Annotated in this window: 10 protein-coding genes; 7 read left to right on the forward strand and 3 right to left on the reverse strand. The window is 48.0% G+C overall.

Translation table 11 applies throughout. The annotated features are described in order from the left end of the window. Positions 1–3: 3 nt before the first annotated feature. From C0033_RS09835 to C0033_RS09845, 3 genes are read right to left on the reverse strand one after another with little or no spacing between them, the layout of a single operon-like run. Positions 4–909 carry a carbohydrate ABC transporter permease gene (locus C0033_RS09835; protein ID WP_180994661.1) on the reverse strand — a complete coding sequence of 302 codons (906 nt, stop codon included), beginning with the start codon at positions 907–909 and terminating at the stop codon, positions 4–6. Between the two features lie 20 nt (positions 910–929). Continuing rightward, entirely contained in the window at positions 930–1883 is a 954-nt protein-coding gene (locus C0033_RS09840; protein WP_242984463.1) for an ABC transporter permease subunit, read from the reverse strand. 34 nt (positions 1884–1917) lie between these two features. Continuing rightward, on the reverse strand, positions 1918–3570 hold the full coding sequence (locus tag C0033_RS09845; RefSeq protein WP_103227687.1) for an extracellular solute-binding protein: 1653 nt from the start codon (positions 3568–3570) through the stop codon (positions 1918–1920). A gap of 444 nt (positions 3571–4014) precedes the next feature. Here C0033_RS09845 and C0033_RS09850 point away from each other — a divergent pair, with 444 nt between their 5' ends. From C0033_RS09850 to C0033_RS09880, 7 genes are all read left to right on the forward strand, one after another. Further along, positions 4015–6021 carry a heparinase II/III family protein gene (locus C0033_RS09850; protein WP_103227688.1) on the forward strand — a complete coding sequence of 669 codons (2007 nt, stop codon included), beginning with the start codon at positions 4015–4017 and terminating at the stop codon, positions 6019–6021. A gap of 14 nt (positions 6022–6035) precedes the next feature. Beyond that, entirely contained in the window at positions 6036–7433 is a 1398-nt protein-coding gene (locus C0033_RS09855; RefSeq protein ID WP_103227689.1) for a sulfatase-like hydrolase/transferase, read from the forward strand. Between the two features lie 8 nt (positions 7434–7441). Then, a complete protein-coding gene (locus C0033_RS09860; RefSeq protein WP_180994662.1) occupies positions 7442–9475 on the forward strand; it encodes a heparinase II/III family protein in 2034 nt (677 codons plus the stop codon). Continuing rightward, complete coding sequence (locus C0033_RS09865) at positions 9475–11574, forward strand: heparinase II/III family protein (protein WP_180994663.1); 2100 nt, start codon at positions 9475–9477, stop codon at positions 11572–11574. Before C0033_RS09860 ends, C0033_RS09865 begins: the two co-directional genes overlap by 1 nt. A gap of 61 nt (positions 11575–11635) precedes the next feature. Beyond that, positions 11636–12808, forward strand: coding sequence for a glycoside hydrolase family 88 protein (locus C0033_RS09870; RefSeq protein ID WP_103227692.1), 1173 nt, complete (start codon positions 11636–11638; stop codon positions 12806–12808). A 106-nt stretch (positions 12809–12914) separates the two neighbouring features. After that, complete coding sequence (locus C0033_RS09875) at positions 12915–14327, forward strand: sulfatase-like hydrolase/transferase (protein ID WP_103227693.1); 1413 nt, start codon at positions 12915–12917, stop codon at positions 14325–14327. A gap of 105 nt (positions 14328–14432) precedes the next feature. Further along, a complete protein-coding gene (locus tag C0033_RS09880; RefSeq protein ID WP_103227694.1) occupies positions 14433–15050 on the forward strand; it encodes a DUF624 domain-containing protein in 618 nt (205 codons plus the stop codon). The last annotated feature ends 60 nt before the right edge of the window (positions 15051–15110 follow it).

Consider the following 15110-nt stretch of genomic DNA (forward strand, 5'->3'; position numbering starts at 1 on the left):
TTATTATCCTTTAACAGAACCTACAATCATACCTTTTACAAAATATTTCTGTAAGAACGGATAGGTGCACACAATCGGTATTAAGGACAATACCAACGCTGCCATCTTCATAGTTTCCGTATGTATTACCACATCGGTCATCATCTCCATATCAGCGGTCTGGCCGTTGACTAAGATGGTCTGAATCACGTATTGAAGCACATAAAGGCTGTTCTTCGTTACGTAAAGCATATTATCCATCCAGGAGTTCCAATGCTGAACACAATACCATAAAGAAATTGTTGCCATAACCGGTGTGGAAAGCGGCATGTAGATCTTAAACAGGACCTGCAGATTTGACGCCCCGTCGATCTTCGCCGACTCCTCCAGGGCCGGAGGGATACTCATAAAAAAGTTTCTGGTGATAATCAGTGCAAAGCCCGTTACTAAACACGGCAGAATATACACTAAAAAGTTATTTGTCAGATGAAGATTCTTAATCAACAGATACTTTGGTATCATACCACCTGAAAAATACATGGTAAATACTACAAACAGCATTAATCCCTTCCTGTAAGGAAGATTGGTCTTAGCCAAGGGGTATGCCGTAAGCAGAGTGACAAGCACGCCGCTGGCCGTTCCAACTACCGCACGCATAATCGTATTCAGGTAGCTGTGCCAGAAATTATCATCCGTAGCGATCTTCGTATATCCGGAAAAGTCAAATTTCAATGGAATCAGATGAAATCCCGTTTTATTAACGATTGACGCCGGGCTCATGGAGATCGTAATCACCTGCATGAACGGAAGGACGATGGAAAGCATCAATATAATCGCAATTCCATAGGCAAATCCATCCACCAGCCAGTCCTCTGCGCTCCGTTTTCGTCGTCTTCTAATGCTCACTTCCACAGCTTTTTCCTTTTTCATAGTCATTCACTTCCTCTCCATTACCACAGTGCATAATCATTTGTTCTGCGGGCTATGTAATTAGTCAGAATTACAAGCATAAATGATATGCCGTTCTTAAATAAATCCACCGCCGTTGTAAAGCTGTACTGCATCTTTTGAATACCCATCCGGTATACAAACGTTGAGATAACGTCGCCGACGGCATAGGTGGATGGGGTGAGGAAGTTGTAAACCTGCTCAAAACTGTCATTTAAAATCTTACCGGATTCCATGATAAACATAACGGTGATAATCGGCGCCAATGCAGGCAGCGTCACATGAATAATCTTTTTAATTCTTCCCGCTCCGTCCATCTCAGCCGCTTCGTAAAGGGTCGGATCGACGGAGGTGACAGCTGCCAGGTAAACGATGGAGCCCCAGCCGATCGATTTCCATAAATCGGAGAGCACCAGCACTCCGCGGAAACATTTCGGTTCTGCCACGAAGAAGACCGGATCAAATCCCATGTTTTGAAGCAGAATATTGATCGGACCTCTGGACGGCGACAGGAATTCAATGATAATTCCTGAAACAACTACCCATGAGATAAAATGAGGCAGATAAGAAATTGACTGGGCAACCTTCTTAAAACGCATACTTTTAATTTCGTTCAGAGCCAGACACAAGATGATCGGCGCCGGGAAGCAGATCAGCAATTTATAAAGGCTGATAATAATCGTATTTTTCAACACGGACAGAAAGAATGGATCCGAAAACAGTGCCTTAAAATGCTTCAGCCCCACAAATGCGCTTCCGCTGACACCTTTTAACGGATAATAATCCTGAAAAGCGATGATCAGCCCATACATCGGTCCATAGCAGAATACCAGGAAAAAAAGCAGGCCCGGAATCAGCATAATATAATACTCTTTATAGTAGATCAGATTGCCAAGAACTCCTCGTTTAGACTTCCGTTCCATCTTTCCTTTTTCTACATTATTTACGGTTTTCACTTAATATTACCTCCCACGGCTGGCCGGAATCCTGTTATTTGTTGATTGCAGAAACTTTTTCTGCATAAGCTGCCTGTACTGCCTTTTCAGCTGTTTCCCCGCCGGCTTTCTTAAATTCTTCTACATATGTTTCAAAATAATCGAGAGGCTTAGCACCAGTAATCATATCGAAATAAGCCTGCTCTGTCAATGTATCCAGGGTAGCAATTACATTGGCGAATTCCTCTACAGGAGGCGCATTGAAACGATAATATCCATTACCTGTTACATCATGTCCAAATTTTGTTTTCTCAGGTGTAATGTTTTCTGCAAATGTAACTGTGCTGCCGAAGTCAACCTGTAAAACGCCTTCTTTTCTAAGATCGGTACCTTCCATCAGACGGATCGGTCCATTCGGTGTCATCTCGAAGTGTTTTCCTTCCAGACCGTAGTTAACTAATCTTGCATAATCCATATCTGCATAATAAGCGTCTAACATTGCTAAAAATGCATCTACTTTACGAGGATCTGAAACGCCCTTTGTTGTAAGGCAGGTTAAACGTCCTGTCAGGTTCCATCCTTCTGTACCGGATTTTCCATCTGGTCCAACCGGTGCCGGCCCGATTACGATATCTGCATTAGGATCAAGACCCTTTAATTCTTTCATACAAACGCCCCAGTTGGTCTCATCAGAGGTATCGGTACTGGAGTTCAGATAATGATACGGCTGTGCGGAAGTAAGACCGATTCTGCCGTTCATAAAGGAATGGGACAGCCATGTATAGCCGCCATGGTTTTCACCTGTGATAAATTCTTTATCCAGAATGCCTTTTTCATACCAGTCATGAAGTGTGGTTAAAGCTTTCTTTGCGTCCGGGTGAATATATGGGAAGAACGGCACATTGTCTTCGCCAAGCTGCATCTCTTCCACTTTAAATCCAGGTTTTCCGCCTGTTACGCAGCGAAGTCCGTAAGCGCCGAATACTGCGCCGAATGTACGCTCTGCCATACCTGCGGTATCTTTCTTTCCGTTTCCGTCAGGATCTTGTTCCACGAAAGCGGTAAGTACCTTTTCATAATCTTCCAATGTCTCGGGAACTTCCAGGCCTAACTTATCCAGCCAGTCTTTTCTCCAGAACATCGCCATAGGAACTGCATCCATAGGATTGGTTACGCCGTAGTTCTTTCCTTTATAAATCATGGTGCTCCACAGGGTTCCGTCGTCATGAGCGTCTGCTACTGCAGCATAATGAGGCGCTTTTTCACGGATTAATTCAATCGGAAGTTCTCCGATAATTCCGCCGTCTACATAGGTAGGAAGCAGTGACAGATCGTTAACTACCAAAACATCCGGCATCTCGCCGCCCGCAAAACGTACGTTTAAGTTCTCGCGGAATTTATTAGCGTCTACATACCATGTCTTCAGATCAATATTGAAGCGTTCTTCTATCATCTTAACAACTTCAGCGTTGTCATCAACTTCGGCTGAAGTCTCTCCAACCAGCCATTCCATCTGAACCGGTTCTTCCTTTGTCTCGGCTGCTGTTGTTTCCGCACCCTGCGTGCCCGCCGTAGTACCTGCTGCCGTAGTCTGATTTGCTGTGGTGGCCGTCGCTTCTTTATTAGAAGATCCGCAGCCTGCCAATGAGGTAACTGCCATTGCCGATACCATGACACCAGCCATAATTCGCTTTAATGATTTTCTCATACTTTCTTCTCCTTCTGCCGCATAGCAGCTTTAAAATCTAATAATCACCGTGCCGCCAAGACCTTTGGCGCCTTCCCCTGACTTAACGCGCCGGCAATTACTCTGTGCACACATGGTATCACATGGATTTTGAATTAGCAATTATGAACATTTTGTGAAATACCACTTTTTTGCAGCTGAAATTCCGGGTGTTTTTTAGGATGTTTATTTTATCAAAAAATCCCCGTAAATCAAGGCTTTTTCTGGTTTTTACATTATTTTGCGTTCATTTTTTCTTATCATATAAATGGTATTTTAACCATTTTAGGCTCAGCAGTTCCCCATATTTTCCGAGCTCAAGTACAGCTCTCCATCCGATCTTCCGGTATTTTACAAAATTATGGTATTTTTCAAAAAACCATCATTGAAGCCCATATTTCCTGATTCTATAATGAAGTCAATGGAATGATCAGAAAGGAAAAGAATATGCAGATTCATACCCACATACTGAAGGAACCGTTTACTATGGAACAGGCTTTTCACCGTTTCAGGGACCGGGCCAAAGAGCGCGTCTCCCTTTCAGACAAAGCAAAAGTCATTGACCGGGAGCTGCCGGAACTCATCGTCTCTATATTAAAGGAAGCAAAAGAGGCCAAAAACGGCTTTGTGCTGCTGCCCGGAAACAGCCAAAAATCCCAGATCGGCTGTCCGCCCGGATGGCATGAAGATCCTTACCACAATAACGAATACGTGTTTCAGATCAGCCGCATGAATCATTGGCTGCCCATGCTCTACGCCTATTCGGTCACAAAAGATGAGAGCTACGCAAAAAAGATTATAGACGAAATGATGAACTGGATAGCGGTTTGCCCGAGAGGCCCTGTGTTTGCCGAAGATAAAACTCCCCAAACCGGATATTTTAATTCTCCGGCCGCAAAAGAATGGCGCCTTTTGGAATGCGGGATCAGGCCGTACCGTACCTGGTGCCCGGTGCTTGAGGACTTATGCTTTTCGCCCCATTTTACGCCTGAGGTATTTGAAACGGCTCTGTACAGCCTTTACGAACATTGCGAAGTGGTTTACCACCTGTCGCCGTTGGCATGGCCCAAGGCAGACCACAATCACTATCTGATGGAAAATCTGGGGCTGCTGGCCGTTTCCTGCATGTTCCCGGAACTGAAAGATTCCGACGTTTGGAAAGCCCATGCCTTAAAAGAACTTTGCAGATGCATGGAACAACAGGTGGACGAACAGGGCGCACAGATCGAAGGCTGTCCTTCCTATCACAACGGATGCCTGTTCTGGTTCGCCATGGTTCTGGTCTATGGAAGAAAATACAATTTCACCATTCCCCAAAGCTACCGGGAGCGTTTTGAACGCATGGCCGTTCATTCCCTCTATGCAACCCGTCCCAACGGCACAAATGTCCCCTGGGGCGATACCAGCACCCTGACAGGCACGCTGGCCAAAGCCGCTGTCTGTTCCTATCTGGGCACCTCGGACAGCAGCATTTTAAACCTCTGTCTGAATTATTACAGCCGGGAAGACCTTTTAAAAGAAGCGGAGGAACAGATCTGGCGCATGGACGATGTGAGCGGTTTTATAACGGCTTTAAAACAATGCCAGCCTGCCCAGCCCGGACTGCCTCTTCTCTATTATAATAAAGTATTAAAACACGTGTATTTCCGGACAGGGTGGAGCCGTGAGGATTTAAGCGTCATGTTCGCCTGCCGGAGCCCGATCCAGAATAACCACGCCCATATCGACCCCTGCGGATTCGATTTCACCGCATTCGGAATACCCATGGCGGTTGACCCCGGCAAATACACCTACCAGGACGGCGAAGCCCGTAAGAATTTTAAAAGCATGCAGTGGCACAACACTTTAACCCTGAATAATCAAAGCGCCTGGGACTATATCAGTTCCTGGAGATACGGGCCGCAAAAAGAAGGACAGATCACCGGCTGCGGAGTGGAAAAAGGCATGATCTGGGCCATCGCTTCCCATTCAAACTACGAACCGGCTGTCCATACGAGGGCTTTAGCCCTGGTTTCGGGAGAATTCCTCCTGGTTATCGATGTGGTAAAGCATTTGAATCCCGACGATTCTGTTCAAATACAGTTTCACATCGACCGGCCCCATGTGCAGGTAAAGGACAATACGGGAAATGCCGGCTGGAATGAGAATATCTTCCTGTCGGTAACCAGCAATGCAGGAACTCCCGTTCTCATCCCGGCCAAAATATCGGACCGGAACGATGTCTGCCGGGATTCGGTGATCCTTCAGTATCAGAAATTCCAGCCGGAAGAAACAGAAGTATTCGTATCCGTTCTGTGCCCGTCAAAAGGAGCGCCGGCTCCTGTGCCTGAACATTTAACTATTTCCCGTCATCCGGAAGCGGCAGTGTCCTTTCTTCTCTCGGGAAAACAATACTCTTTTGTCATGACAGCTCATGAACTTAAAAAATTATAATCTTGGAGGTATTTATGGCTGAAAAAATGTATCCCAACATCCTGTTTCTCATGACGGACGAACACCGTCCCGACCTGGCCGGATTCGCAGGAAATCCTGTGATCCGCACCCCCAATCTGGACCGTCTCGCCAAAGACAGCGTGATCTTCGATAACGCCTATACGCCGTCGCCTGTCTGCATCCCGGCAAGGCAGTGCATGATGAGCGGGCAGCTTCCCCGCACCTGCGGATGCGAGGTATTCGGCGACGATCTGCCCCCGTTTTACCGCACCTTCGCCAGAACCTTCAGTGAAAATGCGTACAATACCGTCTGCTGCGGCAAACTGCACCACAACGGGCCGGACCAGATGCAGGGCTGGCAGCACCGGATCGGAAATGAAACAAGATTGACCGAACGCTTTATCGAAAACCAGGACAAAGAAAAACTGAGTCAATTTAAAGTATCCCAGGCAGACCACCGCTGGACCAACGCCAAAGAAGTCCTTCGGGCAGGCGTAGGCCATTCCAGAAATATGGTCAATGACGAATATACCTTGAGGGGCGCGTTGGATATCATTGAAGATATCTTTGAATCCCCTTATTATGATAAACAGCAGATCAACCAGCCTCTGCTGTTAAAGGCCAGCTTCGTACTGCCCCACTATCCCTATTACTGCGACGAAACCCTGTTCAAATATTACTTAAACCGGGTTCCGGTCTTTGGAGAAGAGCAGAAATTAAGCGGCCACCCGTATCTGGACACCAAACACCTGGAAATCGGCCAGGACGTGAAGCTTAGAGATATCCAGAGAACCACGGCAGCTTATTACGCCATGATCGAAACCGTTGATAACTATATCGGTCAGATTCTGGATAAGCTGGATGAAGCCGGTCAGAATCTGGATGACTGGATCATCGTGTTTACCAGCGATCACGGAGAAATGCTGGGCGAACACGGAATCTGGGCAAAACACAAATTTTACGAATCCAGCGTAAGAGTTCCCCTCTTTATCCGCTGGCCTGCCCGCTTTAAACCAAGGCATGTGAAGGAAAATGTGAATCTCTGCGACCTCTATGCCACCCTCTGCGAATTGTGCCATCTGGATGTGCCTGATAACCTGGACAGCCGCTCTCTGACCGACCTGATGGAAGGCCGCAGCGAAGGCTGGAGCAACGAATCCATCAGCCAGTATCTCGGCCAGTATCTGATGATTAAGCAGGATCACCTGAAATACCATTATTATGGAGAGGATATGCCGGAAGTTCTATGGGATCTTTTAAAAGACCCGGACGAATCCGTAAATCTCATCTCCGATCCCGCTTATTCAGAAGCAGTTGAACAGATGCACAAACGCCGCGCCCAACTGGGTTTTGGGCCGGATGGCGATAAAAACTATAAAAATGCCGGGTACCAACTCCACCCGCAGAAATGAGGACAATCATGAACCATACCATAACTGCCGCTGACATTCTGCCTGAGGGCATGACTGCCCAAGCGCTTTTAGACCGCCTGAAAGACAGAATCTTAACTGTAAACCAGGGGAAAACAGCTCTGGAACGGGGCGCTGTGATAAAAGAACAGTTCCCCCAATTAGCTGAACATACCATAACACTGGCGGATCAGGCATTAGAAGGACTTTTAGTGCTGCCGGGCACAGGCCCGGAACTCTATTTCGTAGGAAATCCGCCCAAATGGGAATTTAATCCGGTCAATGACAATGAATATACCTTCCATCTCAACCGGATGCATCACTTAAAAACCATGGCCGAGGCTTACAGTCTGACCGGAAACCTGACCTATGCAAAAAAAGCGGTTGAGGAACTGAACGACTGGATCTTAACCATCCCATGTCCCGGCCTGACAGACGAAACAGGTGCTTATACCCCGGAACGTTTTAGCGGGCTCAGCACATGGAGAGCCTTAGAGGTGGGAATCCGCGGTTACCGCACGTGGCCGCTGATCATCGAGCTTTTAGCCGATACCCCTTACTTTACCCCGGAATTTTTGGAAACTCTGGTCTGTAGCGTCTACGAACACTGCCGGGTACTTTACGAAATCTCACCGCTTTTATGGCCGAAAGCAGACCATAACCATTACCTGATGGAAAATCTGGGGCTGATGTCCTTTAGCTGCCTGTTCCCGGAGATGAAGGACAGCAGCACCTTCCTGCTCCACTCTCAGAAAGAGCTGGACCGCTGTATGGAAGCCCAGTGCACTCCCTGCGGAGGTCAGATTGAAGGATGTCCCTCTTATCACAACGGATGCGTATTCTGGTTTGCCATGAGAATGGTATTCGCCCGCAAATTCGGCATTCAGGTGCCCCGGACGTATGTGAACCAGCTGGAAAAAATGTTCCAGCACTCCGTTTTTGCCACCCGCGCCTGCGGAGGCAATTTCCCGTGGGGAGACAGCCATATCGCGGACAAGGAAACCATGTCTTTAGCCGCTGTTTCCTGCTATATGGCATATTCCGATCCAAAATACCTGGAAACCGCCCTTTATTTCTACCCTCCGTCCACACTATTAGAGGATGTGCGTGACAACTTGTGGAGGATTCCGGACACACGCCAGTTAAAAAACGTGATGGACGAAGCCGTTTCCTCTCCAAAGAAGCCGGATCTTCCCCTTGTCGCCTGGCAGAAGGATTTGGATCAGGTTTACATAAGAACCGGATGGGAACGGGACGCAATCAGCTTCATGACCGCCTGCCGGACCCCGGTTCAGAATCTGCACGCACATATCGATGCAGGAGGATTCGATCTCACCGCATTCGGAGAGCCTTTGCTCACCGATCCGGGCATCTATACCTATAGAGACGATGAAAACAGAAAGCATTTTAAAAGCGCATTCTGGCATAACTGCCTGACCGTAAATTGGAAAAACATGTGGGAATATAAGGCTTCCTGGGCTTATGGGCCGCAAAAGGAAGGAAGGCTTCTCTCCGTAACGGAGGAGGACGGCATCATTTCCGCATTTTCCTGCCACCACAACTATGAACCTGCGGCTGCCTCCAGATGTCTGGCAATGATAGACCAAACGTTTTTAGTGGTTATTGACCAGGTAAACGGGTTGGAGGAAGGGGATTCGGTTCAGATTCATTTTCACCCTGACAGAACCTTTGCCAAGGAAATACCGTTTGGAATGATCACAACGTCTCCTGACCGCCCGAATATCGAACTGGCCTATGCCGATTATATGGAGACGCAGATCGAGGCGGGAAAGATATCCACGGTTAACGACGTGTGGCACGATTCTTTAGTTGTCCACTTGAACCATACCATGAAAGCGCCGGGAACCTTTTACCATGCCGCCCTTTTGATTCCTCACAGGGCCGGACAGGGTGAGCCTTCCTGCTTCGCATATCAGACAGAACAAAGGGAGGACGGATTTTTCTTAACCTTCCGCATAGACCGGTCGGTGTACCGGCTTGTATGGAACGGCAGCCGGCTGACCAGAGTAAAGGAGACCTCATAATGATTACAATTCCAACAGACGAACGAACGATAACAGATCAACAGGTATTTGACGCCCTGAATCCGGACTATCCGGGACTTGAAGCAGTAAAATCAGCGCTTGAAGCCGGCAATATTCCGGAAGCAAAAAAACAGCTGGTACGCCATATGGAAACCCGGAACCATCCTCATTTTCTATATGATTACCGGGCTTTGCCGCTGTCTCCCATCGATACGGACAGCTGCCCCTATTCCTTTCAGGCCTCTTTGGGACTGAGCGAAAGCCTGAAAGAGTTCTGCCTCTTTGCAGGGCGCAAAATGATGGATCACGTCTATGTTCTGCCGGGGGCAGGCCGCAGGGAAGTGGATCTGGGGCGGAACTGGGAACATATGATTCATTTCAATTTCATAGAAGATATGGGAAAGAAGCACCGCAATCCCCTGGACATGATCGTCAGAGGCCAGTTTTTTGAATATCTGGCCGTCCTGTACCACGAAACAGGCGATCCCAAGGTGCTGGATTCCTTTGAAGAAGTGCTTCAGGTTTTCTTTCAAACCTATCCGCTTCAGGTTGTTAACGGCTCCCCTTCCACAGACCGGTTCCAATATACGGAAGACCGGGACGTTATGAGCGCAGGGTGGCTTTCCGTGGTATATACCGGCCTCTTTTACACAAGAGTGCCTTATGAGATCAGCACGGATCTGGCATTTGAAATCCTCAAACGAATCTGGTTTTTGGGAATTCAGTTCCGAAGATTTGACGAAGACGGCTATCGCCCTTATAATCATCATATGTGGGAACGAGGGCTTGTGCCGTTTATTCTGGGCACCATGTTTCCTGAAATCCCGGCATTCACGGCCATGAAGGAAAAAGGCGCGAAAACCGTATGCCGCCACATTGCGGAAGATTTTAACCCGTCGGGAGGATACAGCGAACATTCCATCGCCTACTGGTCCGGAGCCGCCGTGGGAGAAATGCTTTACCGGGGCATCTATCTGGCCCGTTTAAACGAAGAACCGTTTCTGGATGAAGAAACAAAACACCGGATGGAACAGACCTTCCACGTTTTAGCCTTAATCAGCCCGCCCGGCAGCAGATATCCTTCTTTAGGCGATAACGGCGGCCCGATGCTGGAACCGATCCTGAATCTGGGCGTGCGGATGATGGAACACGAGGACTGTGCTCACGTGCTGGCAGCCCGTCACGGGGATGAACATGCCGCAGAGCGCCTTCCTCTGGATTACTGCTGCGACCAGGCCGGTTTTGTCAGCGCGAGAAGCGGTTATGGTTCTGATGCAAACTATATGCTGATGTCCGCCAAAGTAAACTGTGGGTACTGCGGCCACAACCACATGGATATGCTGTCTCTGTTCCTCACATTTCACGGGGAAGAGATCATCGGCGAACCGTATGTAGACCATATGTACCACCGGGTCCGCATGAATTCGGAGATACGCGGATATATGTACAACATGGCCTCTCACAACACGGTGCTGGCCTACGGAACTCCAATCCTTCCCAACCGGATGTACGCAAACAAGTGGGGCGTTTTACGGACGCCTTCCCCTATTACCGATACATACTCAGCAAAAGACGGATTTTATGTAAATGCTTATCACGACGGTTATACCTTCTGCCGCCACCAAAGGGAAGTGCTGTTCCACCGGGAGCGCGGAGTGATCATTTCCGACCATATCCTGAGAGGAAACCGGATTGAAGGAGACCATATCCAGCGCTGGAATATGATGCCGGGCACTCAGGTTACCATCTTAAACAACGATGCCGCCCTTGTAGAAAAAAATGGAGTAAAACTTCTCTTTTTATGGACCGGAGCCGAACACCAGCTGTCTCTTAGTAAAGCAGATCTTTTAAGCCCTGAGATGATCCCATCCAGAGAAGACCTTGCGGACATCATTGACGTGGCTTTCCATGCCCGTGAAGATCAGAAAAATCAAAATGTAACCGTGACTTTAAACCTGATGATCCTGGATTTAACCGGATCGCCAACCGAACATTCCAATATTACCGCTGAACAGCTGAATCGGCTGAAAGAGGAAGCATCCGCTGTCTGCGGACAGTTAAACTGCCCTGAAACCCTGGAACGGTTTCCTATTTATTAATGTCTCTATCAAGACCTTTTGACACCCGAATTCTATCAACTTAGAAAGGATCAGAAACATCATGAATGACCAAATTTTATCCGCCAAACCGGAAATCACCGGAGAGGAAGTAAAACAGGCTTTAGACACCTGCGTCTTGCTGACGGAAAGCTGTCTTCCGGCTTTTTCAAGCCAGTTCAAACACATTTTTTCCCAGGACGGCTTTTATCAGACCGCGCCCAATGAACAGTGGACCAACGGTTTCTGGACCGGACAGCTCTGGCTGGCTTATGAGGCCACCCAAAAAGACTGCTTCCGCCAGGCCGCACTCTCCCAGGTTCAGAGCTTTTTAGAACGGATTGAGACGGGGAACCACACGGATACCCACGATCTCGGTTTTCTCTATTCTCTTTCCTGCGTTGCCGGATATAAGCTGACCGGAGATGAAACTGCCAAAAAGGCCGCTCTCATGGCTGCCGATAAACTGAAAACCAGGTTCCACGAAAAAGGCCAGTTTATCCAGGCCTGGGGTTCCCTTGACAATAAAGAGAATTACCGACTGATCATCGACTGCCTGTTAAATCTTCCCCTGCTGTACTGGGCGACGGAAGTGACAGGAGACGAAAGCTACGGACAAAAGGCGAAAGCCCACTTGGAAACAGCGTTAAAAGTCATTATCAGGCCGGATTACTCCACCTATCACACCTATTACTTTGATCCTGAAACCGGTGCGCCGTTGAGGGGCGTCACCCATCAGGGCTATTCTGCAGATTCCGCATGGTCCAGAGGCCAGGCCTGGGGCGTATACGGCATCGCTTTAAGCTACCGCTATACGAAGAACCCGGAATATCTGGAATTATTTGACCGGGTTACCGGATATTTCCTGGAGCATCTGCCGTCCAATCTGATCCCTTACTGGGATTTCATCTTCGAGGAGGGAAGCGATGAGCCGTGGGATTCTTCCGCCAGCGCGGCTGCTGTCTGCGGCATGCTGGAAATGGCAAAATACCTTTCAAAAGAAAAGGCAGACTATTATACAGCCGCAGCAAAGCGCCTGTTAAAGGCTTTAAAAGACCTTTGCGCCGTAAAATCAGAGAAGGAATCAAACGGACTTCTTCTTCATGGAGTGTATGGAAAAAAGACTCCTTTTAACGATTGTATCGATCATGGTATTGACGAATGCAATCTTTGGGGTGATTATTATTATATGGAAGCTTTGACCCGCCTCTCTAAGGACTGGAATCCATACTGGTAAGGTTGTATAAACCACCGCAGCCAGACCGGACGGCAGAGATCCCCGGAGCCATGAATAGTAACAAGGGTCAGCTTTTCAATTGCTTAAAAAGGAGAAGGAAAACATCATGAATATCATTACCGTAATGTCGGACGAACATTCCTATCAGATGATGCAGTTCGTCGACCATTCCATACTGAAAACACCGAATCTGGACCGGCTTGCAGAAGAAAGCACGGTCTTTGACAGCTGCTATACTCCATGCCCTGTCTGCGCTCCGGCCAGAGGAAGCTTTATATCCGGGCGTTATGTAAACAGGATCGGAACCTGGGACAATTCCACGCCCTATGACGGAACCGTGAAGGGTCTGTCCCACCATCTGACGGAACACGGCAGACAGTATGTCTGTATCGGAAAAACTCATTTTCATCATGAAGGGGATTATGGATTTACGCACCAGGAATTTGCAGGATACATGCACCGGCCGGATATCGGCTGTTTCTTCCGTGACCGGAAGACAGGGCGCGTGGGAGCTGAAAAGCGTTTTGAAAAGATCGGGCTGAAAACCGAAGAAAGCTATGACGACCGGGTGTTAAATGCCAGCCTTTCCTGGCTGGAAGAACATGGGAAAGAGGAAAACTGGAATCTTTATATTGGCTTTTTAGACCCTCATTTTCCATTCTATGTGAAAGAAGAGAACTGGAATCATTTTTCCAAACTGATCACTGAAGTGCCGGAAGCATTAAAACCTCCGTTTACGTCCTTAAATGAGCCGCTCAGCTGGCTGAGAACTTATTTCAAATGCGAAGATGTTCCGGAAGAAACCGTGCTCAAGCTGTTAATCGGCTATCACTGCGCCATCGCAGAGCTGGATGAGCGGTTAGGTATTCTGCTTAACAAAATGGATGAACTGGGACTGTCCGACAGCACCGTATTCTGTTACACCAGCGACCACGGCGAACAGCTGGGCTATCATGGAATGTGGTGGAAGTGCTGCATGTTTGAACAATCTGCCCATGTTCCGATGATCGTCCGCGTTCCGGGCCAAAAACCGGCCAGAATCAGCGATCCGGTCAACCTGGTAGACTGGTTCCCAACCGTTTGCGACTATATGGATGTTCCGATTCCGGAAGGTCTGGACGGCCAAAGCCTGCGGCCTTATATCGAAACCGGCGTCAATGAAAACCATCAGGACTTTTCATTCAGCGAGTACAATGCCCACGGTATTCCTTACGGCATGTTTATGATCCGCTGGAAACAGTATAAATACGTTTATTTCTGCTATGAAAAACCGCAGCTTTTCGACCTGAATGCAGATCCCGGCGAAGATCATTCTCTGTTGGAGGAAAGGCCGGACGATCCCGAGGTACGGATCGCTGCTGAAGAATGCCATAAGCGGCTTTTATCGGTCTGCAACCCATATGAAGTGGATTTAAGGGCCAGACAGTTCCAGCAAAAGATGAAAAAGGAACTGGGCATCACAGCCTACGATACGGATATGGGCGCCTGCCCTGTCCCACATCCGGAAGCTGTGATATAATATAAGGTCATCTTCCGCCCCCGGACGGCAGCGGCTGACAGGGCTTCGGATATGACAATACAGGATAAAATTAATGCCGCTGATGCGGCGGAATGAGAGGTAATTATGGGCGGACTTTTTTCAATCGAAAACCCTGTATGGCGTTTTGTAAATAAATTACTCCACGTGCTGCTGCTCAACGTTCTCTGGATCGTCTGCTCCCTTCCCCTTTTCACTATGGGGGCCGCAACAACGGCAGTCTATTATGTAACGTTAAAGATGGTACGGGATGAAGAGGGATACACCATAAAGAGCTTTTTCGACGCCTTTAAAACCAATTTCAAACAGGCCACAGCCATATGGCTGATTCTGGTTGTCATCGGGGCGTTTATCGGGGCGGATTTAACCGTATACATGAGATCGTCTTCCATCAGTATCTTTGGAATGATTCTCATGGCCGCGTTCTTTGCGGTTGCAGTGATATACATATTTGAACATATCTATGTATTTTCCCTGCTGGCCAGATTCGACAATACGGTATGGGGAACCATGAAAAATGCGTTTCTCATGTCCATCCGTCATCTGCCCTACAGCATCCTCATGGTGGCCTCCAATGTGATTCTGACAGCAATCGGCTTTCTGGCATTTCCGCCGATTCTGCTGTTCGGTCTTCCTTTGATGGCATTTGTGAATTCTCTGTTTCTGGTAAAGATTTTCGACAGGTATCAAATAAAAGAAGATTAGGTTTATTGGACATTAATCAAAAGGATTGGCCGGCGAAAGGGACACATATGCATCCCTCTC

The organism is Clostridium sp. chh4-2 (assembly GCF_002899675.1).
Classification (GTDB): Bacteria; Bacillota; Clostridia; order Lachnospirales; family Lachnospiraceae; genus CHH4-2.

Excerpts from the sequence above, each read along its gene's own strand:
- C0033_RS09835 (WP_180994661.1), bottom strand. The coding sequence starts at position 909 with ATGAAAAAGGAAAAAGCTGTGGAAGTGAGCATTAGAAGACGACGAAAA.
- C0033_RS09845 (WP_103227687.1), bottom strand. The coding sequence starts at position 3,570 with ATGAGAAAATCATTAAAGCGAATTATGGCTGGTGTCATGGTATCGGCA.
- C0033_RS09850 (WP_103227688.1), top strand. The coding sequence starts at position 4,015 with ATGATCAGAAAGGAAAAGAATATGCAGATTCATACCCACATACTGAAG.
- C0033_RS09855 (WP_103227689.1), top strand. The coding sequence starts at position 6,036 with ATGGCTGAAAAAATGTATCCCAACATCCTGTTTCTCATGACGGACGAA.
- C0033_RS09860 (WP_180994662.1), top strand. The coding sequence starts at position 7,442 with ATGAACCATACCATAACTGCCGCTGACATTCTGCCTGAGGGCATGACT.
- C0033_RS09865 (WP_180994663.1), top strand. The coding sequence starts at position 9,475 with ATGATTACAATTCCAACAGACGAACGAACGATAACAGATCAACAGGTA.
- C0033_RS09870 (WP_103227692.1), top strand. The coding sequence starts at position 11,636 with ATGAATGACCAAATTTTATCCGCCAAACCGGAAATCACCGGAGAGGAA.
- C0033_RS09875 (WP_103227693.1), top strand. The coding sequence starts at position 12,915 with ATGAATATCATTACCGTAATGTCGGACGAACATTCCTATCAGATGATG.
- C0033_RS09880 (WP_103227694.1), top strand. The coding sequence starts at position 14,433 with ATGGGCGGACTTTTTTCAATCGAAAACCCTGTATGGCGTTTTGTAAAT.